Raw genomic sequence first — 24263 nt, forward strand, 5'->3', positions numbered from 1 at the left:
GGGCCGTGCAACCGCTGTGCCGTCGGACGCGTTCGCTCAGCGTGGCCGTGAGCGTGAACCGCCTTGTCGCGAGCCCTCGGGCGGGCGACACTCACGACCGTTCTCGACCCCGGAGATTCGACGCATGCCGCGCAGGCCGACCCTCGAATTCTGGTACGAGTTCGCATCGACCTATTCCTACCTCTCGGCCATGCGGATCGAGGCCCTGGCGGCGGCGGCCGAGGTCGAGATCCGCTGGCGCCCGTTCCTGGTCGGGCCGATCTTCGCCGCGCAGGGCTGGAATTCTTCGCCGTTCAACCTCTACGCCGCCAAGGGGCGCCACATGTGGCGCGACGTCGAGCGCGAGGCGGCCCGGCTCGGCCTCCCACCCGTCAAGCGCCCCGATCCCTTCCCGCAGAACAGTCTGAGCGCCACCCGCGCGGCGACCTACGGCATGGACCACGATTGGCTCGTGCCCTTCTCCAAGGCCGTCTACGAGGCCGAGTTCGCCCGCGGGCAGTCGATCGCCGAGCCGCCCGCCGTGGTGTCGATCCTCAACGGCCTTGGCCTCGACGGCACGATCATCCTGAAGCAGGCGGCGGCGGAGGCGAACAAGGGGCGGCTGCGCGTCAACGGCGAGGAGGCGCGGTCCCGCGGGATCTTCGGCGCACCGACCTTCCTGGCCGGCGACGGCGAATTGTTCTGGGGAAACGACCGCCTGGAACAGGCCCTCGCCTGGGCGGCGGGGGACCGGCCCGGCGCGATGCGCTGAGGCGGGGCGGCGCGGCGGCGCTGGCGGTCGGGCACCGGCGGGTCTAGAAGCCGGGCGGCTTTCCGCACGCTTCCCCGATCCCCACGCTACCAGGGCCGCCCCATGAGCTTCGCGTTACCGGGCCTCCACCGCCGGCGCTTCCTCCTCGCCTCCACCGGCCTCGCCGCTGGCCTCGCGATCGCCGGGGAGAGTGCGGCACAGGGCTACGGCCAGGCGTTCAAGGTGGACAACGACGAGGGCCGCCCGGTCGCGAACATGCGTCTGCCCGGCGAGATCGTCGGCGAGATTCCAGCTCTGCGCGGGGTGACCTATGTCGGACCGGCCGAGGCCGAGACGACCCTGTACGAGTTCTTCGACTACAATTGCCCGTATTGCCGGAAGGCGGCGGCCGACATGGTCTCCCTCAGCGAGAGCGATCCATCGCTGCGAATCGGCCTGATCAACAATCCCATTCTCGCGGTGCAATCGGCCCAGGCCGCGAAGGTCGCCCTTGCGATCCAGCGCAAGCTCGGATCGGCAGCGGCGTGGAGCCTGTATCGAACGCTGCTGGCCAAGCCCGGCAAGATCGACGGGCCCGGCGCCCTCCAGGCCGCCGCCAAGCTCGGCGTGCCCGCCGCCGAGATCGAAAGCATCGCCGACAGCGAGGAGGTGCGTCTCGCCCTCAAGGCGCAGATGCGCATGGCCGCCGATCTCGGCCTCGCCGCGACCCCCTCCTACGTGCTCGGCAACACGGGGCTTCTCGGCCATCCCGGCCCGAAGGCCCTCGCGCGGATGGTCGCCGCGACCCGACGCTGCGACCGCATCGCCTGCTGAGGCGGCCTCACCTTCGCCACCGTTTGTCCGCATCGGAACAGGGTTCGGCATCTCGCGTTGCACAACGCACCGGCGCAAGTTCCATCGTCTTGCGCCCCCCGGACACGCATGCTAGGCCCTCGCCGCGCCGGAAGGGCGGGCTTTTCATGGCCCGCGCAGACCGGCACGTTCCCAATCCTGACGGTTTCAGAGCCCGCGCCGAACACGGCGCGACGCGGCCGGAGCCCTCAGGCAGGATTGAAGAGAGAGCGGCGCGTGGCGCAGAACGGTTCCGAGGCGGGTTCCCCGGTTGCAGGCGTAGCGGCACGCTACGCGTCGGCCTTGTTCGAGCTGGCGCGCGATGAGCGCGACGTCGATGGCGTGGCGGCGAGCCTCGACCGGTTCGACGCGATGCTCAAGGAGAGCGCCGACCTGCGACGCTTCGTGCGCAGCCCGATCTTCACGGGCGCCGAGCAGGAGGCCGCCATCGTCTCGCTGCTGGAGAAGTCCGGCATCGGCGGCATCGGCGGCAACTTCATCCGCCTCGCGGCCGCCAACCGTCGACTGTTCGCCCTTCCCGACATGATCCGCGCCTTCCGCACCCTGGTGCGCGAGTCGAAGGGCATCGTCCGCGCCGAGGTGACCGTCGCCGAGCGTCCCTCCGACGCCGTCGTGGAGGAGATCAAGGCCTCCCTGCGCGACGTGGCGCGCGCCGAGATCGACCTCGACCTCAAGGTCGACCCCAGCCTGATCGGCGGCCTCGTGGTCAAGATCGGCAGCCGCATGGTGGACGCGTCCCTGCGCACCAAGCTCAACGGAATTCGCCTCGCGATGCGGGAAGCCCGGTAAGAGCTTTCGAGGCCCGACCGCTTCCCGTTCCCAACCCCATTCATTCAATCCAAGACAAGAGGCCCGACGATGGACATCCGCGCCGCCGAGATCTCCGCGATCCTGAAGGATCAGATCAAGAATTTCGGCCAGGAAGCCGAAGTCACCGAGGTCGGTCAGGTTCTGTCCGTCGGTGACGGCATCGCCCGCGCCTACGGCCTCGACAGCGTCCAGGCCGGTGAGATGGTCGAGTTCGAGTCGGGCGTGCGCGGCATGGCCCTCAACCTCGAGCAGGACAACGTCGGCATCGTGATCTTCGGATCCGACCGCGACATCAAGGAAGGCCAGACCGTCAAGCGCACCGGCGCGATCGTGGACGTGCCGGTCGGCAAGGCGCTGCTCGGCCGCGTCGTCGACGCCCTCGGCAACCCGATCGACGGCAAGGGCCCCATCGCCACCACCGAGCGTCGCCGCGTCGACGTGAAGGCGCCGGGCATCATCCCGCGCAAGTCGGTGCACGAGCCGATGGCCACCGGCCTCAAGGCCATCGACGCCCTGATCCCCGTCGGCCGCGGCCAGCGCGAGCTCATCATCGGCGATCGCCAGACCGGCAAGACCGCCATCGCCCTCGACACGATCCTGAACCAGAAGCCGGCCCATGCCGGCACCGACGAGAACGCGAAGCTCTACTGCGTCTACGTCGCCATCGGGCAGAAGCGCTCCACCGTCGCCCAGTTCGTGAAGTCGCTGGAAGACAACGGCGCCCTCGAGTACTCGATCGTCATCGCCGCCACCGCGTCCGACGCCGCGCCGATGCAGTTCATCGCACCCTTCGCCGGTTGCGCCATGGGCGAGTACTTCCGCGACAACGGCATGCACGCCGTGATCGTCTATGACGATCTCTCCAAGCAGGCCGTCGCCTACCGCCAGATGTCGCTGCTGCTGCGCCGTCCGCCGGGCCGCGAGGCTTACCCGGGCGACGTGTTCTACCTGCATTCGCGCCTGCTCGAGCGCGCCGCCAAGATGGGCGATGCCGCCGGCAACGGCTCGCTGACCGCGCTGCCGGTCATCGAGACCCAGGCCAACGACGTCTCGGCCTACATCCCCACCAACGTGATCTCGATCACCGACGGCCAGATCTTCCTCGAGACCGACCTGTTCTACCAGGGTATCCGCCCGGCGGTGAACGTCGGTCTCTCGGTCTCTCGCGTGGGCTCCTCGGCCCAGACGAAGGCGATGAAGAAGGTCGCCGGCAAGATCAAGGGCGAGCTCGCGCAGTACCGCGAGATGGCCGCCTTCGCGCAGTTCGGCTCGGACCTCGACGCCTCGACCCAGAAGCTCCTGAACCGCGGTTCGCGCCTGACCGAGCTCCTGAAGCAGCCGCAGTTCTCGCCGCTGAAGATGGAAGAGCAGGTGGCGGTGATCTACGCCGGCGTGAACGGCTACCTCGACACCCTGCCGCTGAACAAGGTCCGTCCCTTCGAGGACGCCCTGCTCTCGGCCCTGCGCACCAAGCACGCCGACCTGCTCACCAAGATCCGCGACTCGAAGGACCTGTCGGACGACAGCGCCAAGACGCTGAAGGGCGTCGTCGAGAGCGTCGCCAAGTCGCTCGCGTAAGTCGCGGCATCGACAGCGAACCCGGTCGCCTGCGGGCGACCGGATCTTGAGCGAGCGCAGGCGCCCGGATCGTCCGGGCGCCTCGCCTTGAGCGGCAGCGGATGGATCTGGAAGTCACCCCATGGCGAGTTTGAAGGATCTGCGGAACCGCATCACCTCGGTGAAGGGCACGCAGAAGATCACCAAGGCGATGCAGATGGTCGCCGCCGCCAAGCTGCGGCGCGCCCAGATGGCCGCCGAGAGCGCGCGTCCCTATGCCGAGAAGATGTCCCAGGTTCTGGGAAACCTCGCGGCGAACCTCGTCGGCGGCGTGCAGGGGCCCCGACTCCTCTCCGGTACCGGCGCGGAGAAGACCCACCTGCTCATCGTCTGCACGGCCGATCGCGGCCTGTGCGGCGGCTTCAACTCCTCGATCGCCCGCCTCGCCCGTGACCATGCCCGCCGGCTGATCGCCGAGGGCAAGACGGTGAAGATGATCACCGTCGGCAAGAAGGGCTACGATCTCCTCCGCCGCCAGTTCCGCGACGAGATCATCGAGAACCGCGACCTGCGCGGCAACAAGGCGGTCGACTACGAGTTCGCCGCCGAGATCGCCGACAGCATCATCGCCCGCTTCGACGCCGGCGAGTTCGACGTCGCGACGCTGTTCTACTCGCGCTTCCGCTCCGTGATCTCGCAGATCCCGACGGCGCAGAAGCTCATCCCGGCCGAGCTGCCGGTGACCGGCGCTTCCGCTCCGGATGCCGCCCTCCAGTTCGAACCGAGCGAGGAGGCCATCCTCGACACGCTGCTCCCGCGCAACCTCACCGTCCAGGTGTTCCGCGCGCTCCTGGAGAACGCCGCCTCCGAGCAGGGCGCCCGCACGGGTGCCATGGACTCCGCCACGCGCAATGCGGGCGAAATGATCAAGAAGCAGACGCAGATCTACAACCGGACGCGTCAGGCCATGATCACCAAGGAACTCATCGAGATCATCTCGGGCGCCGAAGCGCTTTAAGCGCAGACGACGCCCTGACCGTAACATATCCAAAGGACCCGTAACATGGCGAACACCGCGATCCCCGGCGCTGGCTCGAACAAGGTCGGCAAGATCACCCAGGTCATCGGCCCCGTGGTCGACGTTCACTTCGACGGCCACCTGCCCGAGATCCTGAACGCCCTGGAGACCAAGAACAACGGCAGCCGCCTGGTGCTCGAAGTCGCCATGCAGCTCGGCGAGAGCACCGTGCGCTGCATCGCCATGGACACCTCGGAAGGCCTGGTCCGCGGCCAGGAGGTCACCGACACCGGCGAGGCCATCAAGGTTCCGGTCGGCTTCAACACCCTCGGCCGCATCATGAACGTCATCGGCGAGCCGATCGACGAGGCCGGCCCGATCCAGTCGGACACCCTGCGCGCCATCCACCAGCCGGCGCCCGCCTATTCCGAGCAGTCCACCGAGTCGCAGATCCTCGTCACCGGCATCAAGGTGGTCGACCTTCTCGCCCCCTACGCCAAGGGCGGCAAGATCGGCCTGTTCGGCGGCGCCGGCGTCGGCAAGACCGTGCTGATCATGGAGCTCATCAACAACATCGCCAAGGTGCACTCCGGCTACTCGGTGTTCGCCGGCGTCGGTGAGCGGACCCGCGAGGGCAACGATCTCTACCACGAGATGATCGAGTCCAAGGTGAACATGGACCCGAAGGAGCACAACGGCTCCGCCGAGGGCTCCAAGTGCGCCCTCGTCTACGGTCAGATGAACGAGTCCCCCGGCGCCCGCTCGCGTGTCGCCCTCACCGGCCTCACCATCGCCGAGGACTTCCGCGACCAGGGCCAGGACGTGTTGTTCTTCGTGGACAACATCTTCCGCTTCACCCAGGCCGGCTCGGAAGTGTCGGCGCTCCTCGGCCGCATCCCGTCGGCGGTGGGCTACCAGCCGACGCTCGCCACCGACATGGGCGCCCTCCAGGAGCGCATCACCACCACCACCAAGGGCTCGATCACCTCGGTGCAGGCCATCTACGTGCCCGCCGACGATCTGACCGACCCGGCCCCGGCCGCCTCGTTCGCCCACCTCGACGCCACGACCGTGCTGTCCCGCTCGATCGCCGAGAAGGGCATCTACCCGGCCGTGGATCCGCTGGACTCCACCTCGCGCATGCTCAACCCCGCCGTCCTCGGCGAGGAGCACTACGACGTCGCCCGCAAAGTCCAGCAGACCCTGCAGCGCTACAAGGCCCTGCAGGACATCATCGCGATCCTGGGCATGGACGAGCTCTCGGAAGAGGACAAGCTCACCGTCGCCCGCGCCCGTAAGATCGAGCGCTTCTTCTCGCAGCCCTTCTCGGTGGCCGAGATCTTCACCGGCTCGCCGGGCATTCAGGTCCCGCTGGCCGACACGATCAAGGGCTTCAAGGGTCTCGTGAACGGCGAGTACGACGACCTGCCGGAGGCGGCGTTCTACATGGTCGGCACGATCGAGGACGCCAAGGAGAAGGCGAAGAAGATCGCCGCGGCGGCCTGAGGTCTTGAACCTCAAAGCCGTTCTCCTTCTCGTCGGTCTCGTGGTCGGCGGTCTCACCGGGTATCTCACTCGGCCCGAGGCCGCCGAGATCAAGATCGGGTCGTTCAGCCTCGAGGTTCAGGGGGATTCGCCGGCGGGAACCCGCGGCGGCTCCCTGACCACGGGCCAGATGCAGCATATCGGCATCTTCGCCGTCATCGGCGCGGTGCTGGGCCTCGGGATCGGCTTCGTCGCCGATCGCCGCAGCGCCTGACCACGAACACGACGGCGTGCGCCCTCCGGGTCCGGCGCGTCGTCACTCCGCACAGACACCCCGAGCCGGGATCCTCGACCTCATGGCCACCTTCCAGTTCGATTTCGTCGGTCCCGAGCGGACGCTGTATTCCGGCCAGATCGAGGCCGTGCAGCTGCCCGGCATCGAGGGCGAAATGACCGTGCTCCCCGGCCACGCTCCCGTGCTCACCGCCCTCAAGGTCGGCGTCATTGTGATCAACGAGGCCGGCCATACCGGCAAGCGCGTCCTGGTCCGCGGCGGCTTCGCCGATATCGGCCCGACCTCCGTCACCGTCATCGCCGAGCGTGCGAACCCGTTCGAGGAGATCTCGCCGGAGTCCCTCGACCGCGACATCGAGGCGGTCGAACTCCTGCGCGACGCCACCGAGGATTTCGCCAAGAAGGACGAGCTCACCGGCCAGATCGTCCAACTCCGCGACGCCAAGGTCGCGCTCAAGCTTTAAAGGCCCATCGCCTACGAGGTCCTACCCGGCCGCGTGCGCGAGCAAGGCCTCGCGCGCGGACGCATCGTCCGGGCAGCCCAGATCCAGCCACAGGGCACGGGCCCGGGCGAGTCGACGACCGATCTCGGGACCGGGCCGAACGCCCCGCGCCACCAGATCGGCCCCCCCGAGGGGAAATTTCGGCGCCCCGACGCGGCCGCTCGCCAGATCGTCGAGATAGCGTTCCGCTCCCGGCGAGAGGTCCGGCATCGGTTCGCTCCGGGTGGTCGTCCGCGCCAGGGAGAGGCCCCGACGGTCGTGATCGGCGGCCAGGCGTCGGATCTCCGTGCCGTCGATCATGGCCCGTCCATGCAGAGCATCGAGGGCCCGCCCATAGGCCGCGAGGGCGTCAAGGTCGGTCTTCGAGAGCCGTAATCTGGCCTCCAGCCGTGCGGCATCCGCAGCGGACCACACCGCCAGCGCCGCCAGTCGGTCGATCGCGGACGTCCTCGAGCCATCCGCTAGGGCACGGGCGAAGCGCCCGAGATCCCCGAATCCGCCGATCAGCCGCAACAGCAGTCCGGTCTCACTCAAAATCGCGACGGCCGCAGCCGTGCCGGGCGCGAGGAGCAGCTTGAGGAATTCGGCTCGGATGCGCTCGCGCGAGAGCCCATCCAAAGCATCGCGGGCGGAGATGCAGGCCGACAGGCCCTCCGGGTCGGGAGGTCCGGCGCCGTAGCGGGCATGGAACCGGAAGAACCGAAGGATGCGCAGGGCATCCTCGCGAATGCGGGTCCGGGCCTCGCCGATGAAGCGGACGCGTCCCGCCCGCAGATCGTCGACCCCGCCGGTCGTGTCGTGGAGGGTGCCGTCGGGCGTGAGGGAGAGCGCGTTGATGGTGAAGTCCCGGCGCTGCGCATCGAGGGCAAAGTCGCGCCCAAACCGCACCACAGCGCGGCGCCCGTCGGTTTCGACATCCTCCCGCAGGGTCGTGACCTCGAAGGAGGCTTCGCCCGCGAGCAGCGTGATGGTCCCGTGCTCGATCCCGGTGGGAATGGCGCGCAGGCCGGCCGCCTCGGCCCGGGCGATCACCGCCGGGGGCAGCAGCGTGGTGGCGAGGTCGATGTCGTCGCCGGCGCGCCCGAGCAGAGCGTCGCGGATGCAACCGCCGACGAGCCGGGTCGCCTCGCCCTCGGCGGACAGGGCGCCGAGCACGCGACGGACCCCCGGTCGGTCGAGAAGGTGGCCGAGGCCCGCTCCATCGAGGACGTGTCCGCTCACTGGAACCGCCCGGGCACGACCTGGCCGTTCTCTAGGTGGGGCGGTACGTAGCCGCCACGATGCCGTTCGCTGAAGAGCCCCGTCGCCACCAGGGAGAGGACGACGAGGACGATGCCCGCCAGGGTCAGGCGGAAGGCCTGCCCGTCCCAATGCACGCCGTGGTCGGGCCGGCGTCCGCGGACCGCCAGGTAGAGGGCGTAGAGCAGGAACGGCGAGAGGAAGATCAGGAGTTCTTCGAGGACGCGGCGGATCATGAACGTCTCGAATCGCGATGGGATGGGCGCTGCGTCACGGGAAGAGGCGCTCCTGCAAGTTGTTGACGATCCCGGCGGTGACGCCCCAGATCCGGAACGTGCCGTAGGTGATGGCGTAGTAGCGCCGCTGACGACCGCGCCAGATCGCGCTTTCGATGCGGCGCTGGGCCGGATCGAGGAGGTGGCTCAGCGGAACCTCGAACGTGGCGGCGACCTCGTCGGGGTTCAGCGACAGGTCTGCCTCCGGGTCGACGAGACCGAGCACGGGCAGGACCAGGAATCCCGTGGCCGAGAGATAGGGATCCAGGTAGCCGAGCACACGGATCGCCTCGGCGGGAAGTCCGACTTCCTCGCGAGCCTCGCGCAGGGCAGCATCGGCCGGGCTCGGATCGGCGGCGTCGATCTTACCCCCCGGGAAGGCGATCTGCCCCGAATGATCGCGCAGATGCGCGGCGCGGACGGTGAACAGCACATGGGGGCCCTCGGCCCGGGGCATCACGGGCACGAGAACCGCCGCGCGCCGGTGGGGGCGCTCCGGCACCACCGCCCCATCGGTTCCGTCGAGGTCGTGGTCGCCCTGCGGGTTCGCCGTCGGAGCGCCATCGCCCGGCGGTTCCGCCGACAGGTACGCGGAGGCCCGGGCGACGAGGTCCGCCAGCGCAGCGTCCTGCCTCATGCGCTCTCGGCGGGCGCGATGCGGTGGAAGATGCCGCCGGCCATGACGCCGAGCCAGCCGTCCTGCTCCTCCGTCAAGGCGAGGAGGTCGTAGGTCAGCGCCCGGGTCAGCAGCGCCCAGAGGTCGCGGCGGACATGGACGTAGGGGCGCAGGCCGCCCCCCGCATCCTGCTCGAAGCGCAGGGCATGGCCGGCTTCCACGGGCACGAGGTCGTCGACATTGGTGCGGAAGGCGATGCGCCTCCCCGGACCGTCGCCCTCGACCGCCATCTCCACGGCTACGAAGGGCGCATCCTCCACCGTGATGCCGACGCTCTCCACCGGGGTGACCAGCACGTAGCCGCCACCGGGCTCGCGCCGCAGGATCGAGCCGAAGAGCTTGACCAGGGCCGGACGGCGGATCGGCCTGCCGTCGTGGTGCCAGGTCCCGTCGGCGGCGATCCGCATGTCGATCGCCCCGCAGAAGGGCGGATTCCAGCGCTCCAGCGGCGGCGGCGGGCTGCGGCGCGCCACATCGCCCAGGGCGGCGCTGAGGCGGTCGATCGTCGGATCGGCGACGGGAGGGGTCGGTTCGGTCATGCGGTCACAAGATAGCGCATCCGGACGGCGGGGGAACGGCGGCGCGACGTCCTCTCCGCGCCGCCGAAGGCCAGCGCGCGCAGGTCCGAACCCTGCGTCGTCGCGCCGACCTTGCCAGCGTGCCGCAAAGGGCGCCACACTCCCGGACAGACGGCCGACGCCAGGCCCGCCCCTCGATGGCGCATTCCCGCCGCGCGCGGCCCTCGCCGGCCGATGCGGAGAAGTCAGGACCGAGACGCATGATTCAGGGCTCCCAGTCGGCCACCACCCTCGATGACGGCATCGTCGCCACGGCGGAAGCCTGCCTCGGCTCGGTGGGGCAGGCCCGCGAGGCGATCCACAAGGTCATCTTCGGCCAGGAGCAGGTCGTAGACCTCGCCCTGGTGACGATCCTGGCCGGCGGCCACGGCCTGCTGGTCGGCCTGCCGGGGCTCGCCAAGACCAAGCTGGTCGAGACCCTCGGCACCGTCCTCGGCCTCGATGCCCGCCGGGTGCAGTTCACGCCCGACCTGATGCCGTCCGACATCCTCGGCACCGAGATCTTGGACGAGGACGCCGATCGCCACCGGTCGTTCCGCTTCGTCAGGGGGCCGGTCTTCACCCAGCTCCTCATGGCGGACGAGATCAACCGCGCCAGCCCGCGGACCCAGTCCGCGCTGCTGCAGGCCATGCAGGAGAACTTCGTCTCGGTGGCTGGCGAGCGCCACGACCTGCCGCGCCCGTTCCACGTGCTGGCGACCCAGAACCCGATCGAGCAGGAGGGCACCTATCCGCTGCCCGAGGCCCAGCTCGACCGCTTCCTCCTGGAGATCGACGTCGGCTATCCCGACCGCGCCGCCGAGCGCCGCATCCTGATCGAGACCACCGGCGTCGACGAGCACAAGCCGGTGGCGGTGATGTCCACCGAGTCCCTGCTGACGGCCCAGCGCCTCGTGCGCCGGCTGCCCGTCGGGGATGCGGTGGTCGATGCCATCCTCGACCTCGTGCGCGCCGCCCGCCCCGAGGGCGGCGATCCGTCTCTCAAGGGCAAGCTCCTCTGGGGGCCGGGCCCCCGCGCCAGCCAGGCCCTGACCCTGGCGGTGCGCGCCCGCGCCCTGATCGAGGGCCGCGTCGCCCCGTCTATCGCCGACGTGAAGGCCCTGGCCGAGCCCGTGCTCAAGCACCGCATGGCACTGAGCTTCGCGGCGCGCGCCGATGGTGAGACCATCTCGGGCCTCATCGCCCAGCTCGCCGGCAAGCTCTAGGGCATGGCGATTCCCCGGCCCGGCGGCGGCGCCCCCCAGGTCCTCGACCGGAGCGCCCGCAATCCCGGACGCCGCGAGACCGAGAGCGCGCTCGCCTTAGCCGAGCGCATGCCGCGGCTGATTCTCGAATCCCGCCGGGTGTCCTCGACCCTGGCTCATGGCATCCACGGCCGCCGCCGGGCCGGGCCGGGCGAGAACTTCTGGCAGTTCCGGCCCTTCGTCGCCGGCGAGGCCGCCGCGCGCATCGACTGGCGCCGCTCGGCTCGCGACGATCGGCTCTACGTGCGCGAGCGCGAGTGGGAGGCCACCCACAACATCTGGTTCTGGATCGACCGCTCGGCCTCCATGGGCTTCGCCTCGCACCTGGCACAGGCACCCAAAGTGGAGCGCGCGCTGGTGCTCGGCTTCGCCCTGGCCGACGCCCTGGTGGAGGGTGGCGAGCGCACCGGCCTGCTCGGCCTCACCCGCGCCACCGCCTCCCGTCGCATCGTCGAGACCATGGCGCAGGCCCTCGTCGCCGATGACAAGGGTCAGGACGACGACGCCCCGCCGCCCGCCACGCCGGGCCGGTTCGACGAGGCCGTGCTGATCAGCGATTTCCTGTCGCCGCCCGATGCCGTGAAGGCGTTGGTGGACCGGCTCGCCGGCCGGGGCACCCGGGGCCACCTCGTGATGATCGTCGATCCCGTCGAGGAGACCTTTCCGTTCACGGGTCAGGCGGTTTTGCACGACCTCGAGTCGAAGCTCAGCCTCAATGTCGGCGATGCCGGCGCCTGGGGCGAGGCTTATCGGGTGCGGATCGCCGCCCATCGCGATCGCCTCGCGGAGATCGCCCGGACCCAGGGCTGGACCCTGACGATCCATCGCACCGACCGTCCAGCGAGCGAGGCGGCCCTGCGCCTCCTCACCTTCGTCGCCGCCGCGCGCGGGACCGGCTGAGGATCGCCGCATGCTCGGACTGCCCCTTACCTTCGCCGCGCCCCTGGCGCTTGCCGCCCTCGTCGCCCTGCCGGCTCTCTGGTTCCTGTTGCGGGTGACCCCGCCGCGCCCGCGCCGCATCGATTTCCCGCCCCTGCGGATCATGGCCGACCTGCTGGGCAAGCGCGAGACGCCGGCCCGGACGCCGCCCTGGCTGCTGATCCTGCGCATCCTCGCCGCCGCCTGCCTGATCCTGGCGGTGTCCGGCCCCGTCTGGAACCCTTCCGGCACGGGCGCCGCCGCGGGGCGCACGCCGCTCCTCGTCGTCCTCGACAACGGCTTCACCGCCGCCCACGATTGGCGCGACCGCCTGCGGGTGGCCACGGACGCGATCGAGAGCGCGGCCCGCGACGGCCGTCCGGTGGCGGTGACGGCCCTGGCCGAGCCGGCGGCGGCCCTGGAGGCCAAGGTCCCGTCCGCCGCCCTCGAGCGCCTGCGTGCCATTGCACCGCGTCCGCATCTGGCCGATCGCGGCGCGCACCTGGCATCGCTCACCGCTTTCCTCGAGCGCAGCCCGAGCACGGCGATCCTCTGGATCAGCGACGGCGTCGCGGGCCCAGGCGAGGAGACGTTCGGCAAGCGCTTCGCCGACCTCGTCGGCCGGACCGGGGCCGCGCTCACCATCCTGAAGGCCGATCAGCCGCCGGCGCTCGCGCTGTCGGCCGCAGAAGCCAGCGGGCAGCTCACCGCGCATGTCCTGCGGGCGGCCCCGAACGGCCGCGACACCGGCCTCGTGCGCGCCGTCGACCAGAAGGGCCTGCCCCTGGCCGAGCACGCCTTCACCTTCGGGGCGAACGCCACCGAGGCCGAGGTCGGGTTCGACCTGCCGGTGGAGCTGCGCAACAGCATCAGCCGGATCGAGGTCGCGGCCGAGCGCTCGGCCGGCGCCGTCACCCTGGTGGACGAGCGCGGCAAGCGCCGCCGCGTCGGCCTCGTCTTCGGCGGAACCAGTGACCAGGCCCAGCCGCTGCTGGCGCCGACCTACTACCTGTCGCGCGCGCTCGGTCCCTACGCCGACGTGCAGGAGCCCCGGGGTGCCAAGGGCATCGCGGAATCCATCGGGCAGCTCCTCGACAACCAGGTCTCGGTCCTCGTCCTCGCCGATGTCGGCGCCCTCGACGGTCCGACCCTGGCCCGTGTCGAGCAGTTCGTCGACGCGGGCGGCCTCCTCCTGCGCTTCGCCGGACCGCGCCTCGCCGCCGGCAACGACCCCCTGGTGCCGGTGCGCCTGCGCCGCGGCGGCCGCACCCTCGGCGGCACCCTCTCGTGGGACAGTCCCAAGACCCTGGCGCCCTTCGCGCCCGAGAGTCCCTTCGCCGGCCTGACCCCGCCGGCCGATATCGGCGTGCGCCGGCAGATCCTGGCCGAGCCCGACGGCGACCTGCCGGGTCGGACCTGGGCCTCGCTCCAGGACGGCACGCCCATCGTCACGGCGCAGAAGCGTGGCCAGGGCCTCGTCGTGCTCTTCCACGTCACCGCCGATACCACCTGGTCGAACCTGCCCCTGTCGGGCCTGTTCGTCGACATGCTGCGCCGAGTGGTGAATCTCGCGGGGGCCAAGGCCCTGCCGGAGGGCGATGCCGCCGCGCGGGCGACCGCCGTGCTGGCGCCGCGCCTTACCCTCGACGGGTTCGGCGCACTCGGGGCGCCGCCGGCCGGCGCCACCGCGGTCTCCGCCGACGATACCGATCGCGCGACGCTGGAACACCCGCCGGGCTTCTACGGCCCGGCCGATGGCGGCATCGCGGTCAACGCCCTCGCGGCGGCGGATCGGTTGAAGCCCCTCGATTTCGCGGCCCTCTCCGGCGCCCGCCTCGGCTCGCTCGCCGGTGCCGAGACCCTCGACCTGCGCGCCCTTCTCTTCACCCTGGCCCTGATGCTCCTCATCCTCGACACCCTCGCGGGCCTCTGGCTCAGCGGTTTCCTGCGGCGCGGACGGGGCTTCGTCTCGCGCCCGGCCGCGCTCCTCGTCGCCGGCCTGGCGCTCGGCACGCTGATCGGCACGCCCGTGCCGGTTCAGGCCCAGCCGGCCCCGCCGGTGCGCGCGGGCACCTTCGACTCGGCCCTGGCCACCCGGCTCGCCTACGTGATCACCGGAGACGAGGCGGCGGACACCGCGAGCCGGGCCGGACTTACGGGCCTGACGCAGATGCTGGCGAGCCGCACCGCCCTGGAGCCCGGCGACCCGATCGGGATCGATCCCGCCAAGGACGAGCTCGCCTTCTACCCGCTGATCTACTGGCCCATCGTCGCCGGGCGGCCGCAGCCGAGCGAAACCGCGATCCGGCGCATCGACGCCTTCATGCGCAATGGCGGCACGGTGATCTTCGACACCCGCGACGCGCTCACCGCGCGGCCGGGCGGTCCGCCGACGCCGGAAGGAGCGTATCTCCGCAAGATGCTGGCGACCCTGGAGGTCCCCGAACTCGAGCCCGTGCCGCCCGACCACGTCCTGACCAAGGCCTTCTACCTCGTCGACACCTTTCCGGGCCGCTACGCCACCGGCCAGACCTGGGTCGAGACCCTGCCGCCGGCGGGCGAAGGCTCCGAGCGCCGGCCCGCGCGGGCCGGCGACGGCGTCTCGCCGATCGTGATCACGAGCAACGATCTCGCGGCCGCCTGGGCGGTGGGCAAGCGGGGCGAGCCGCTCTACCCCATCGTCGGCGGCGACCAGCGCCAGCGCGAGATGGCCTTCCGCGGCGGCATCAATTTCGTGATCTACACCCTCACCGGCAACTACAAGGCCGACCAGGTCCACGTCCCGGCGCTGCTGGAGCGCCTGGGCCAGTGATGACCCTTTCACCGGAGGCCATCCGCCTATGCTGAGCCTCAGCTTCAGCCCCCTGGTGCCCTGGCCGGTGCTGATCGCCTTCGGCGTGCTCGTCGTGGTCTTCGCCGTGCTGGCCTTCCTGGCCCGGGGTCGCACCGCGATCCTGCGGGCGCTCGCCCTGGCCCTGGTGCTTCTCGCGATCGCCAACCCGTCCCTGGTGCGCGAGGATCGCGAACCGGTGAAGGACATCGCCGCCATCGTGGTCGACCGCTCGGGCTCGCAGGCCCTCGGCGACCGGCCGGCGATGACCGATGCGGTCCGCGCCGAGTTGCAGCGTCGCTTCGGGGGCCTGACCAACATCGAGCCGCGCTTCATCGACGTGCCCGACGCCAAGGAGGGCGACGAGGGCACCCGGCTGTTCACCGCCCTGTCGCAGGCGCTGGCCGACGTGCCGGCCGAGCGCCTGGCGGGCGTCGTCATGCTCACCGACGGCGTGGTCCACGACATCCCGGCCTCGGCGGCGGCCCTGGGCCTCAAGGGGCCGCTCCACGTCCTCGTCACCGGCCATCCGGACGAGCGCGACCGGCAGATCAAGCTGATCGAGGCGCCGCGTTTCGGCATCGTCGGGCGCGACCTCACCATCCGGGCCGAGGTGATGGAGCGGGGCGGAACCGGCAGCGCCACCGTGACCGTCCGCCGCGACGGCGAGGAGGTCGGCCGCCGGACCTTCCCCACCGGCCAGCCCTTTTCCCTGACCATGCGGATCGAGCATGGCGGCCCGAACGTCGTGGAGATCGAGGTCGAGCCGCTTCCCGGCGAGCTCACCACGATCAACAACCGCGCGGTCCTGCCGATCGAGGGCATCCGCGAAAAGCTGCGGGTGCTCCTCGTGTCCGGCGAGCCGCATCAGGGCGAGCGCACCTGGCGCAACCTCCTGAAGTCCGACGCCAACGTCGACCTCGTCCACTTCACCATCCTGCGCCCGCCGGAGAAGCAGGACGGGACGCCTATCTCCGAGCTCTCGTTGATCGCCTTCCCGACGCGCGAATTGTTCGTCCAGAAGATCAAGGATTTCGACCTCATCATCTTCGACCGCTACGCGAACCAGAGCGTGCTGCCCTCGGCGTATTTCGACAACATCGTCCGCTACGTTCGCGAGGGCGGCGCCCTGCTGATCGCGGCCGGACCCGAATTCGCCTCGCCCTCCAGCCTGTCGCGTACGCGGCTGGCCGCGATCCTGCCCGGCGAGCCGAACGGGCGGGTGCTCGAGCAGCCGTATAAGGCGGCCCTCACGAACATCGGCAACCGCCATCCGGTGACCCGCGCCCTGCCGGGCTCGGAGGCCTCGCCGCCGGCCTGGGGAGACTGGCTCCGCATCGTCTCGACGCAGGTGAGGCCCGGCATCCAGCCCATCCTGCAGGGTCCGAACGCCCTGCCGCTGCTGGCCCTGTCGCGCGAGGAGAAGGGCCGGGTCGCCCTGCTCACCTCGGACCATGCCTGGCTGTGGGCGCGCGGATACCAGGAGGGCGGGCCCTATCTGGATCTGCTGCGGCGGCTCGGTCACTGGCTGATGAAGGAGCCGGCCCTGGAGGAGGAGGCCCTGCGAGCCCAGACCACGGGGCACGGGCGCGAGGTCCGCGTGGAGCGCCAGACCATGGCCGACACGGCCGAGCCCGTCTCCGTAACGGGTCCGACCGGTCGCCAGCGCACCCTAACGCTGACCCAGGGTGAGCCGGGCCTGTTCTCGACGACCTTCGAGGTGACCGAGCTCGGCCTCCACACCCTGCGGTCCGGCAGCCTCGTCGCCTTCGTCAGCGTCGGTCCGCCGAACCCGCGTGAACTCGCCGACGTCTTCAGCGACACCGAGCGCCTGAAGGCGCTCGCTGAAGGCACCGGCGGCTCGATCCGCCGAATCGCGGACGCCGCCGGAGGCACGGTGGTGCCACGCCTGCAGTCCGTCCGCAGCGGCCGTCTCGGCGGCGCCGACTGGATCGGTTTCCGCCCCAGCGACAGTGCCAACATCCGCGGCGTCGAGGTCTATCCCCTCGCCCTCGGCCTCTGGGCGCTCGTCGCCCTGGCCGGTGCCGTGTTGGCGATGTGGCTGGTGGAGGGCCGGCGCGGACGGGCCGTGTGACGCGTCACGCCGGCAGCCGCTCGAAGAATCGCCCGATCTCGGCCGCAGCCCGGTCGGGGTCCTCTCGGTGAGGGAAGTGGCCCACGCCGGGCATCGGCGCGAGGTCGAGGTCCGAGAATGTCTCGCCGAGGCGATCCGTCCAGGCGTAGGGGAAGAGCGGGTCGGAAACGCCCCAGCGGACGCAGGTCGGCACGGCGATCGGGGGCAGCACGGGCGCCTCGCCACGAATCATCGCCAAGCGGCCGGCCTGTGAACTGACGTACCAGTTGAATCCGCCCTGAAGGTTGCCGGGGGCGAGGAAGTTGTCGGTGAAGGCGTCGAGCACATCGTCGAACGCGGCCGGGTTCCCGCCGGCCCAGTGGTGCAGGAAGTGACCGATATAGAGCCGGCAGCCCTCGCGCGAGGCCCCGACCTGCGCCGCCGCGAACGGCTTCACGTGGTAGGATTGATACCAGATTTCGGCGAGCATTTCGGGTGCGGCGAGGCGTGGGCCGATGCCCGGATAGGGGCAATTGAAGGTGAAGAGCCCCGTGAGCCGTTGCGGGGCCGCCCGGCCGAGAGCCTGCACCACGTAGGCCCCGACATCGTGGCCGACGACGCCGACGCGGTCGAGGCCGAGGGCATCGAGCAGCGCCACGACATCGTCGGCGTGCACCTCCGCGCCGGCCTTGGCGGACGGCAGCGCATCCGGCTTCTCGCTGGCGCCGAAGCCGCGCAGATCCGGTGCGATGAGCTCGAAGCGGCCAGCGAGGCGCCGCATCACCGGCTCCCAGGTCAGCCAGAATTCCGGCCAACCGTGCAGCAGCACCAGCGGGCGGCCGTGCCCGAGCCGCGCCACGTGGAGGGCGACGCCGTTCGCCGTGATCGTGTCGTGCCGGATTGCCGTCGCGTCCATCGTTTCCATCCCTGCCGGCGCCGGGTCGGCGCCCTCGGCGGAGTCAACGCCGGCGGAGGGCGGTGACGTTCCCCGAGACCGTTGCGGCCGCGCCCGCGCGCAGTTCGCGCCAGAGGAAGCGGGCCGGGTCGACGGGGGAGGGCGGAATGAGACGCCGGGACGGGATCGGCGCGAAGCCGAAGCGCCGGTAGTAGGGCGCGTCGCCGATCAGGATGACGAGGCCGTGGCCGGCGGAGGTCGCCGCGTCGAGGCAGGCCGTCATCAGGGCGGCGCCGATGCCGCGCCCCTCGAAGCTGGGATCGACGGTGAGCGGCCCGAGCACGAGGAGCGGATCGCCCGCCTCGGCCGGACCCACCCGCACCGAGCCGACGAGGTAGGTCGCCACCAGGGCGGTGAAGCAGAGCTCGGCGACCGGTGCGGTCCCCTCGCGCAGGCGGTAGGCCGTGCGGGCGAAGCGGCCCGGACCGAACGCGCGGGCATGGAGCCGTTCGATCGCCTCGGCGTCGCTCGCGTGCTCGTGCCGGATGACGAGGGGGAGGGTGGTCACGTCGCCCAAGCCGAGAAATCGATGCGCGGGTCGATCCAGGTGTAGATCAGGTCGGAGAGCAGGTTCACCGCCAGCCCGAGCAGGGAGAAGATGTACAGGGTCGCGAACACCACCGGATAGTCGCGCCCGACGATGGAGGTGAAGGACAGGAGCCCGAGCCCGTCGAGGGAAAAGATCGTCTCGATCAGCAGCGAGCCCGTGAAGAAGGCCGAGATGAAGGCCGCCGGAAAGCCCGCGATGACGATCAGCATGGCGTTGCGGAAGACGTGCCCGTACAGCACCCGCCGCTCGGACAGGCCCTTCATCCGGGCCGTGAGCACGTACTGCTTGCGGATCTCGTCGAGGAACGAGTTCTTGGTCAGCAGGGTCGAGGTCGCGAAGGCGCCGAGCACCAGGGCCGCCAGGGGCAGCGTCATGTGCCAGGCGTAGTCGACCACCTTGCCCCAAAGGCTCAGGGATTCGAAGTTCTCGCTGGTCAGGCCCCGGATCGGGAAGATCTGCACGAAGGACCCGCCCGCGAACAAAATGATCAGCGCGATGCCAAACAGGAAGCTCGGGATCGCGTAGCCGATGATGACAAGGGTCGAGGTCCAGAGGTCGAAGCGCGAACCGTCGTGCACCGCCTTGCGGATGCCCAGCGGAATCGAGATCGCGTAGGAGATCAGGGTCATCCAGAGGCCCAGCGAGATCGACACCGGCAGGCGCTCGCGGATCAGCTGCAGCACCGATACGTCGCGGAAATAGCTGTTGCCGAAATCGAACCGGACGTAATCCCAGATCATCTTGGCGAAGCGTTCGGGCGCCGGCTTGTCGAAGCCGAATTGCTGCTCGAGCTTCTTGATGAAGGCCGGATCGAGCCCCTGCGCGCCGCGGTAGCGGGCATTCGCCTCGCCTCCGCCGCCGCTGCGGGCGGCGCCGCCGAGGTCGCCGGCCCCGCCGGTCACCCGCGACAGGCTTCCCTCGTTCTGACCCTGGAGCTGGGCCAGCACCCGCTCCACCGGGCCGCCGGGGGCGAACTGCACGATGACGAAGGTGATGAGCATGATCCCGAAGATGGTCGGGACCATGAGCGCGATGCGGCGCAGAATGTAGCCGAGCACGGGTGTCCCTCAGGTTCGGCCGATGCGCCGGGCCTTGGCGGCATCGTACCACCAGACGCTCGGCGCGCCGAGATCGTAGGTCGGCCCCTTGGCCGGACGGCCGTAGACGTCCCAGAGGGCCAGCCGGTGATCGGCCTTGTACCACATGGGTACCCAGTAGCGGCCGGCCCGCAGCACCCGGTCGAGGGCGCGCGCGGCGTGGATCATGTCGGTGCGAGAGGTCGCCTCCGTCACCCGCTCGATCAGGGCGTCGATGGCAGGGTTCGCGATGCCCGCCAGGTTGCTCGAGCCGGGCGTGCCAGCGGCGCGCGACCCGTAGGCCTCTCGGAGTTCGGGCCCCGGCGTGAGCCCGCTGGCGAAGCGGCGGGCGGTGAGGTCGAAGTCGAAATCCTTGACCCGGGCCTGGTACTGCGACGGATCGACCAGCCGGATGCTGGCGCGGATGCCGATCAGGCCGAGGTTGCGGATGAAGGGCTGCGTCACCGGCTGGAACACCGGGTCGTTGTCGAGGAACTCGATTTCCAGCGGCTTGCCTGAGGCCAAGCGGATCACGCCGCCGTCGCGGGTGCAGCCGGCCTCCCGCAGCAGGGCCACGGCGCGGCTGAGCAGGGCGCGGTCCTGGCCCGAACCGTCTGAGCTCGGCGGGCTCCAGGCCTCGCCGAAGACCTCCGCCGGCAGGTCGCCCCGCATCGGGTCGAGGAGGGCCAGCTCCTCCGGCGCCGGGCGGCCGGTGGCCTTCAGGTCCGAGTTCTCGAAGTAGGAGGCCGTGCGGAGATAGGCGCCGTACATCAGGTTGGCGTTCGACCAGTTGAAGTCGAAGCACAGGCCGATCGCCTCGCGTACCCGGGGATCGCGAAAGGCCTCGCGGCGGGTGTTCATCCACCAGCCCTGCGTGCCCGAGGGACGGGCATCGGGCACCGTCTCCTTGCGGACGCGGCCCTCCTGCACGGCGGGGAAGTCGTAGCCCGTGGCCCAGACCCGGGCGGTGAACTCCTCGCGGAAGGTGAAGGCGCCGCCCTTGAAGGCCTCGAACGCGACCTGGCGATCGCGGAAATACTCGTACCGGATGGCGTCGAAATTATTCTGGCCCACATTCACCGGCAGCTCGGCGCCCCAGTAATCCTTCACCCGCTCCAGCTCGATGAAGCGGCCCGCCTCCACGCGGCCCACCTGGTAGGGCCCCGAGCCCAGGGGTGGCTCCAGGGAGGAGGCCTCGAAATCGCGCTTGGCGTAGTAGGTGGCGGAGAACACCGGCAGGGTAGCGACGAAGAGGGGCAGATCGCGGCTGCGGCCGGGCGCGAAGCGCAGGGTCACCGTGGCGTCGTCCTCGGCGACGGCCTCGGCGAGGTCGCGGATCACCTGCGAGATCTCGGGGTGGCCCTTCTCCTTCAGGAGGCGCAACGAGGCCGCCACGTCGTGGGCGGTGAGGCGCGCGCCATCGTGGAAGCGGGCCTGCGGCCGCAAGCTGAAGCGGTAGGTCAGCCCATCCTCGGAAATCTCCACCGAGCGGGCGAGGAGCCCGTAGAGGGCGTCCGGCTCGTCGAGGGCGCGGACCATCAGCGAGTCGAAGGTCAGGTTCATGCCGGCGGCGCCGTCGCCGCGCAGGACGTAGATGTTCAGGGTGTTGAAGGTGTCAGAGGCCTGGTTGCCCAGGGTGGCGGCGAGCTGCGCCGAGAAGCGCCCCCCCCGCGGCGCGTCCGGGTTGACGTAGTCGAAGTTCGGGAAGTCGGCCGGGTATTTCAGGTCGCCGAAGCTCGACAGGCCGTGGCTGGTGCGGGCCGCCGCCCGGACGGGGGGCGGCAGCACCAGGGTCGCCCCGAGGGCACCGGCGCCTGCGACGACCGCACGCCGGGTCGGGCCGGCGCTCAACGCGGGGCCCCGGTCTTGGCCGCCAGGGCTTCGTCGTACCACCAGGTCGCGGGGAAGCCCGAGCTGCCGTATTTCGGAAGCACCGCCGGGTGCCCGAAGCGGTTCCAGCGCAGGGTGCGCGAGACGTTCGAGCCCCATTGCGGCACGACGAAGTTGTGGGCCAGCAGCACCCGGTCGAGGGCGTGGGTCGCCGCCAGCACGCCCGGGCGGTCCTTCGCGAAGATCACCTTCTCCACCAGGGCGTCGACGCCTGCGTCCTTGATGCCGATGAGGTTGCGCGAGCCGGCCTTGTCGGCGGAGGCCGAACCCCAGTACTCGCGCTGCTCGTTGCCCGGGGAGAGGGATTCCGGCCACGAACTCGTGGTGATGTCGAAATCGAAGGCGCGCAGGCGGTTCTGGTACTGGGCCTGGTCGATGACCCGCAGGGTGCTGTTGATGCCGATGAGCTTCAACTGCGCCGCGTAGGGCAGCACGACCCGCTCGAACACGCTCTGGAATTCCAGGAACTCGGCGGTGAGCGGCTCGCCGCTCTTGACGTCGGTCATCTGGCCGTTTCGCAGCTCGTAGCCGGCCTGCTTCAGGAGGCCGACGGCCTCGCGCAGATTGGCGCGTACCGCGTCCGGCGTGCCGTTGACGGGGTTCGTGTAGGGCGTGGTGAATACCGAGGCCGGGACCTTGTCCTTCACGCCGTCAAGGATCGCCAGCTCGTCGCCCTGGGGCAGGCCGGACGAGGCCAGCTCCGAGCCGAAATAATAGGAGTCGATCCGCTTGTAGAGGCCGAAGAACAGCGACCGGTTCATCTCCTCGAAGTTCATCGCGAGATTAAAGGCTCGGCGCACCCGCGGATCGGCGAACTTCGCCCGGCGGGTGTTCAACACAAAGGCCTGCATGTTGCCGTTGCCGCGATCCGGGAACTCTTCCTTGATCAGGCGGCCCTCCTTCACGGCGGGGAAAGTGTCGTAGGCGGTGGCCCAGTTGCGCGCCACGTTCTCAGCCCGGAAGTCGAACAGGTCGCCCTTCAGCGCCTCGATCAGCACCGTCGCGTCGCGAAAATACTCGTTGCGCATCGTGCCGAAATTGTTGCGGCCGACATTCACCGGCAGGTCCTTGCCCCAGTAATCCGCCACCCGCTCGTAGGTGGCGCTGCGCCCAGCCTCGAACTTCGCCAAGCGGTAGGGTCCCGAGCCCAGGGGGATCTCGAGGGTGGTCTGGGTGACATCGCGCGGCCGCCCCTGCGCGTCGGTACCGGTCCACCAGTGCTTGGGCAGCACCCGCAGCTGGCCGAGTACCTGCGGCAGCTCGCGGTTGCCGGCTTCCGAGAAGGTGAAGGTCACCTCGCGCGGGCCGGTGACGACGGCCTTGGTCACGGTCTGGTAATAGGCCGAATAGAAGGGGCTGTTCGCCTTCAGGACGTCGAAGGACCAGACCACGTCCTCCGGTGTGATGGGCTGGCCGTCATGCCAGCGGCCCCCTTCGCGCAGGCGGTAGGAAACGGCGGACAGGTCGTCGGCGAGGCGCACGCCGTCGGCCAGGAGGCCGTAGGACGTGAACGGCTCGTCGGCCGATTCCGTCATCAGGGTATCGTAGATCTGGACGATCCCGCCTTCGAGATCGCCCTTCAGACCCGAGACCACGTAGTTGAAGTTGTCGAAGCCCCCCTGAGCCCCCAGCCGCACGAGGCCGCCCTTCGGCGCGCTCGGGTCGGCATAATCGAAATGCTTGAAGTCGGGGCCGTATTTCGGTTCGCCCATCAGCGTGATCGCGGGCATCCAGGCGCCCTTCGGCGCGGCGGGATCCGGATCGGGGGCGGCCCGGGCGGGCAGGCCACAGGCCAGGAAGGCGAGGGTGGCGACGAGGCGTCCGATCAGGGCAATTCGCATCACGGGCAGGCGGTCTCCGGATTCCGGGTGCGCGGGTCCGCCGCCGCACCGGCGACGGCAGGCGGGTGTTCTAGGACGGACCGGCCGCGAACGCCAAGCCGGCGCGTGCGCGCACGGCCCCGTCCCGATTTGCGAGCGAGCGACCGCGGCGCGGCGCCTCAAGCCATAGGCCCGGTGGTATGCATCCCATGTACGATAGAAGCGTCATGCAGGAGCCATCATGGCCCAGGACAGCGCGGTTTTGCAGCTACGGCTCGATGAGCGCTTGAAGCAGGCCTTCGCGGATGCGGCGAGGCGGGACAGCACCACCCCGTCCGGGGCGCTGCGCGCCCTCGTTCAAGCCTACGTGCGCGAGAGCCGCCGGAAGGAGGCGCAGCGGCAGAGCCGGCTGGTCGCCGCCGCGCCGGACGCGGATGAGACGGAGGCTCTGATCGCCGACGTACAAGATCTCGGGGATGCGGAATCTCGGTCGTGACCGGACGGCAGGCGATCGTGATCCTCGCCACCAAGGGAAGCTATACGAGCAAACCGCGACCGTGCGTGGTCATCCAGGCGGACAGCTTTCTCCACACGGACAGCCTCACGCTGTGCCTGATGACGAGTGCGCGTGTGCTGGGGGCGCCGGTGCTCCGGATCGACGTTGAGCCCAGCCAACGGACTTCGCGAACCCAGCCAGATCCAGGTCGACAAGATCGTCACGGTCCCGCGCGTGAAGGTCGGGAGCATCGTCGGGCGTCTGGAGGACGCCTACATGCGCCGCCTCGAAGAAGCCGTGCAAGAATTCCTCGACCTCGGCCGCTGACGCAGGGTTACCTCGAACGAAGAGGCCGGGCTCTGGCCCGGCCTT

The 24263-nt window shown here is 70.2% G+C and carries 22 protein-coding genes and 1 pseudogene; 14 read left to right on the forward strand and 9 right to left on the reverse strand.

Annotated features, from left to right (window positions below; translation table 11 throughout):
* Positions 1 to 124: 124 nt before the first annotated feature.
* From ASG51_RS14625 to atpC, 8 genes are all read left to right on the forward strand, one after another.
* On the forward strand, positions 125 to 751 hold the full coding sequence (locus tag ASG51_RS14625) for a 2-hydroxychromene-2-carboxylate isomerase (protein WP_056212574.1): 627 nt from the start codon (positions 125 to 127) through the stop codon (positions 749 to 751).
* Positions 752 to 853: 102 nt separating this feature from the next.
* Positions 854 to 1564, forward strand: a complete 711-nt coding sequence (locus ASG51_RS14630) for a DsbA family protein (RefSeq protein WP_056212572.1) — start codon at positions 854 to 856, stop codon at positions 1562 to 1564.
* A gap of 255 nt (positions 1565 to 1819) precedes the next feature.
* The gene (locus tag ASG51_RS14635; RefSeq protein ID WP_056381524.1) at positions 1820 to 2392 is read left to right on the forward strand and encodes a F0F1 ATP synthase subunit delta; all 573 of its coding nucleotides are present in this window, start codon (positions 1820 to 1822) and stop codon (positions 2390 to 2392) included.
* A 69-nt stretch (positions 2393 to 2461) separates the two neighbouring features.
* The gene (gene atpA / locus ASG51_RS14640; protein ID WP_056179751.1) at positions 2462 to 3991 is read left to right on the forward strand and encodes a F0F1 ATP synthase subunit alpha; all 1530 of its coding nucleotides are present in this window, start codon (positions 2462 to 2464) and stop codon (positions 3989 to 3991) included.
* Positions 3992 to 4112: 121 nt separating this feature from the next.
* Entirely contained in the window at positions 4113 to 4988 is an 876-nt protein-coding gene (locus ASG51_RS14645) for a F0F1 ATP synthase subunit gamma (protein WP_056381527.1), read from the forward strand.
* Positions 4989 to 5033: 45 nt separating this feature from the next.
* On the forward strand, positions 5034 to 6494 hold the full coding sequence (atpD, locus tag ASG51_RS14650; RefSeq protein WP_056212566.1) for a F0F1 ATP synthase subunit beta: 1461 nt from the start codon (positions 5034 to 5036) through the stop codon (positions 6492 to 6494).
* 4 nt (positions 6495 to 6498) lie between these two features.
* Entirely contained in the window at positions 6499 to 6747 is a 249-nt protein-coding gene (locus tag ASG51_RS14655) for a hypothetical protein (protein WP_056381528.1), read from the forward strand.
* Between the two features lie 82 nt (positions 6748 to 6829).
* Positions 6830 to 7231: an ATP synthase F1 subunit epsilon gene (gene atpC, locus ASG51_RS14660; protein ID WP_056212562.1), complete on the forward strand. Its 402-nt coding sequence runs from the start codon at positions 6830 to 6832 to the stop codon at positions 7229 to 7231.
* Between the two features lie 21 nt (positions 7232 to 7252).
* Here the strand turns inward: atpC and ASG51_RS14665 are convergent, their stop codons facing one another.
* From ASG51_RS14665 to ASG51_RS14680, 4 genes are read right to left on the reverse strand one after another with little or no spacing between them, the layout of a single operon-like run.
* Entirely contained in the window at positions 7253 to 8491 is a 1239-nt protein-coding gene (locus ASG51_RS14665) for a CCA tRNA nucleotidyltransferase (protein WP_056381530.1), read from the reverse strand.
* Positions 8488 to 8745, reverse strand: coding sequence for a DUF6111 family protein (locus ASG51_RS14670; protein WP_056212558.1), 258 nt, complete (start codon positions 8743 to 8745; stop codon positions 8488 to 8490). Before ASG51_RS14670 ends, ASG51_RS14665 begins: the two co-directional genes overlap by 4 nt.
* A 34-nt stretch (positions 8746 to 8779) precedes the next feature.
* Positions 8780 to 9421 carry a CoA pyrophosphatase gene (locus tag ASG51_RS14675; protein ID WP_056381532.1) on the reverse strand — a complete coding sequence of 214 codons (642 nt, stop codon included), beginning with the start codon at positions 9419 to 9421 and terminating at the stop codon, positions 8780 to 8782.
* Positions 9418 to 9999, reverse strand: a complete 582-nt coding sequence (locus ASG51_RS14680) for a DUF1285 domain-containing protein (protein ID WP_056381535.1) — start codon at positions 9997 to 9999, stop codon at positions 9418 to 9420. The genes ASG51_RS14675 and ASG51_RS14680 overlap by 4 nt, the downstream gene beginning before the upstream one ends.
* 239 nt (positions 10000 to 10238) lie before the next feature.
* On the opposite strand from ASG51_RS14680, the gene ASG51_RS14685 reads away from it, so the two are divergent.
* Genes ASG51_RS14685 through ASG51_RS14700 form a run of 4 tightly spaced genes read left to right on the forward strand, consistent with a single transcriptional unit; the run spans position 10239 to position 17125 of the window.
* Positions 10239 to 11243 (forward strand): MoxR family ATPase, encoded by a 1005-nt coding sequence (locus ASG51_RS14685; RefSeq protein ID WP_056270872.1) that lies wholly within the window; start codon positions 10239 to 10241, stop codon positions 11241 to 11243.
* A 3-nt stretch (positions 11244 to 11246) separates the two neighbouring features.
* The gene (locus tag ASG51_RS14690) at positions 11247 to 12182 is read left to right on the forward strand and encodes a DUF58 domain-containing protein (RefSeq protein ID WP_056381537.1); all 936 of its coding nucleotides are present in this window, start codon (positions 11247 to 11249) and stop codon (positions 12180 to 12182) included.
* Between the two features lie 10 nt (positions 12183 to 12192).
* On the forward strand, positions 12193 to 15012 hold the full coding sequence (locus ASG51_RS14695) for a DUF4159 domain-containing protein (protein WP_056381539.1): 2820 nt from the start codon (positions 12193 to 12195) through the stop codon (positions 15010 to 15012).
* A 28-nt stretch (positions 15013 to 15040) separates the two neighbouring features.
* On the forward strand, positions 15041 to 17125 hold the full coding sequence (locus ASG51_RS14700) for a hypothetical protein (protein ID WP_056381540.1): 2085 nt from the start codon (positions 15041 to 15043) through the stop codon (positions 17123 to 17125).
* A 4-nt stretch (positions 17126 to 17129) separates the two neighbouring features.
* Here the strand turns inward: ASG51_RS14700 and ASG51_RS14705 are convergent, their stop codons facing one another.
* The 5 genes from ASG51_RS14705 to ASG51_RS14725 are packed head-to-tail and all read right to left on the reverse strand — an operon-like array spanning position 17130 to position 23416.
* Positions 17130 to 18020: an alpha/beta hydrolase gene (locus ASG51_RS14705; RefSeq protein ID WP_056381543.1), complete on the reverse strand. Its 891-nt coding sequence runs from the start codon at positions 18018 to 18020 to the stop codon at positions 17130 to 17132.
* 43 nt (positions 18021 to 18063) lie between these two features.
* Positions 18064 to 18567 (reverse strand): N-acetyltransferase, encoded by a 504-nt coding sequence (locus ASG51_RS14710; protein WP_056381618.1) that lies wholly within the window; start codon positions 18565 to 18567, stop codon positions 18064 to 18066.
* Positions 18564 to 19667, reverse strand: coding sequence for a microcin C ABC transporter permease YejB (locus tag ASG51_RS14715; RefSeq protein WP_056381545.1), 1104 nt, complete (start codon positions 19665 to 19667; stop codon positions 18564 to 18566). Before ASG51_RS14715 ends, ASG51_RS14710 begins: the two co-directional genes overlap by 4 nt.
* Positions 19668 to 19676: 9 nt before the next feature.
* Positions 19677 to 21536, reverse strand: coding sequence for an extracellular solute-binding protein (locus tag ASG51_RS14720; protein ID WP_056381547.1), 1860 nt, complete (start codon positions 21534 to 21536; stop codon positions 19677 to 19679).
* Positions 21533 to 23416, reverse strand: coding sequence for an extracellular solute-binding protein (locus ASG51_RS14725; protein ID WP_056381549.1), 1884 nt, complete (start codon positions 23414 to 23416; stop codon positions 21533 to 21535). The genes ASG51_RS14720 and ASG51_RS14725 overlap by 4 nt, the downstream gene beginning before the upstream one ends.
* A gap of 220 nt (positions 23417 to 23636) precedes the next feature.
* Here ASG51_RS14725 and ASG51_RS14730 point away from each other — a divergent pair, with 220 nt between their 5' ends.
* Together ASG51_RS14730 and ASG51_RS25090 are read left to right on the forward strand one after the other, a co-directional pair.
* A complete protein-coding gene (locus tag ASG51_RS14730; RefSeq protein WP_056381550.1) occupies positions 23637 to 23891 on the forward strand; it encodes a hypothetical protein in 255 nt (84 codons plus the stop codon).
* Between the two features lie 65 nt (positions 23892 to 23956).
* Positions 23957 to 24218 (forward strand): annotated as a pseudogene (locus tag ASG51_RS25090) (type II toxin-antitoxin system PemK/MazF family toxin).
* The last annotated feature ends 45 nt before the right edge of the window (positions 24219 to 24263 follow it).

The sequence above is a fragment of the Methylobacterium sp. Leaf465 genome (genome assembly GCF_001424705.1).
Classification (GTDB): domain Bacteria; phylum Pseudomonadota; class Alphaproteobacteria; order Rhizobiales; family Beijerinckiaceae; genus Methylobacterium.

What these genes read in the sequence shown, in the direction of transcription:
- ASG51_RS14645 (WP_056381527.1), top strand. Translation starts at nt 4,113, where the DNA reads ATGGCGAGTTTGAAGGATCTGCGGAACCGCATCACCTCGGTGAAGGGC.
- ASG51_RS14670 (WP_056212558.1), bottom strand. Translation starts at nt 8,745, where the DNA reads ATGATCCGCCGCGTCCTCGAAGAACTCCTGATCTTCCTCTCGCCGTTC.
- ASG51_RS14690 (WP_056381537.1), top strand. Translation starts at nt 11,247, where the DNA reads ATGGCGATTCCCCGGCCCGGCGGCGGCGCCCCCCAGGTCCTCGACCGG.
- atpC (WP_056212562.1), top strand. Translation starts at nt 6,830, where the DNA reads ATGGCCACCTTCCAGTTCGATTTCGTCGGTCCCGAGCGGACGCTGTAT.
- atpA (WP_056179751.1), top strand. Translation starts at nt 2,462, where the DNA reads ATGGACATCCGCGCCGCCGAGATCTCCGCGATCCTGAAGGATCAGATC.
- ASG51_RS14685 (WP_056270872.1), top strand. Translation starts at nt 10,239, where the DNA reads ATGATTCAGGGCTCCCAGTCGGCCACCACCCTCGATGACGGCATCGTC.
- atpD (WP_056212566.1), top strand. Translation starts at nt 5,034, where the DNA reads ATGGCGAACACCGCGATCCCCGGCGCTGGCTCGAACAAGGTCGGCAAG.
- ASG51_RS14705 (WP_056381543.1), bottom strand. Translation starts at nt 18,020, where the DNA reads ATGGACGCGACGGCAATCCGGCACGACACGATCACGGCGAACGGCGTC.
- ASG51_RS14630 (WP_056212572.1), top strand. Translation starts at nt 854, where the DNA reads ATGAGCTTCGCGTTACCGGGCCTCCACCGCCGGCGCTTCCTCCTCGCC.
- ASG51_RS14625 (WP_056212574.1), top strand. Translation starts at nt 125, where the DNA reads ATGCCGCGCAGGCCGACCCTCGAATTCTGGTACGAGTTCGCATCGACC.
- ASG51_RS14730 (WP_056381550.1), top strand. Translation starts at nt 23,637, where the DNA reads ATGGCCCAGGACAGCGCGGTTTTGCAGCTACGGCTCGATGAGCGCTTG.
- ASG51_RS14680 (WP_056381535.1), bottom strand. Translation starts at nt 9,999, where the DNA reads ATGACCGAACCGACCCCTCCCGTCGCCGATCCGACGATCGACCGCCTC.
- ASG51_RS14695 (WP_056381539.1), top strand. Translation starts at nt 12,193, where the DNA reads ATGCTCGGACTGCCCCTTACCTTCGCCGCGCCCCTGGCGCTTGCCGCC.
- ASG51_RS14700 (WP_056381540.1), top strand. Translation starts at nt 15,041, where the DNA reads ATGCTGAGCCTCAGCTTCAGCCCCCTGGTGCCCTGGCCGGTGCTGATC.
- ASG51_RS14675 (WP_056381532.1), bottom strand. Translation starts at nt 9,421, where the DNA reads ATGAGGCAGGACGCTGCGCTGGCGGACCTCGTCGCCCGGGCCTCCGCG.
- ASG51_RS14725 (WP_056381549.1), bottom strand. Translation starts at nt 23,416, where the DNA reads ATGCGAATTGCCCTGATCGGACGCCTCGTCGCCACCCTCGCCTTCCTG.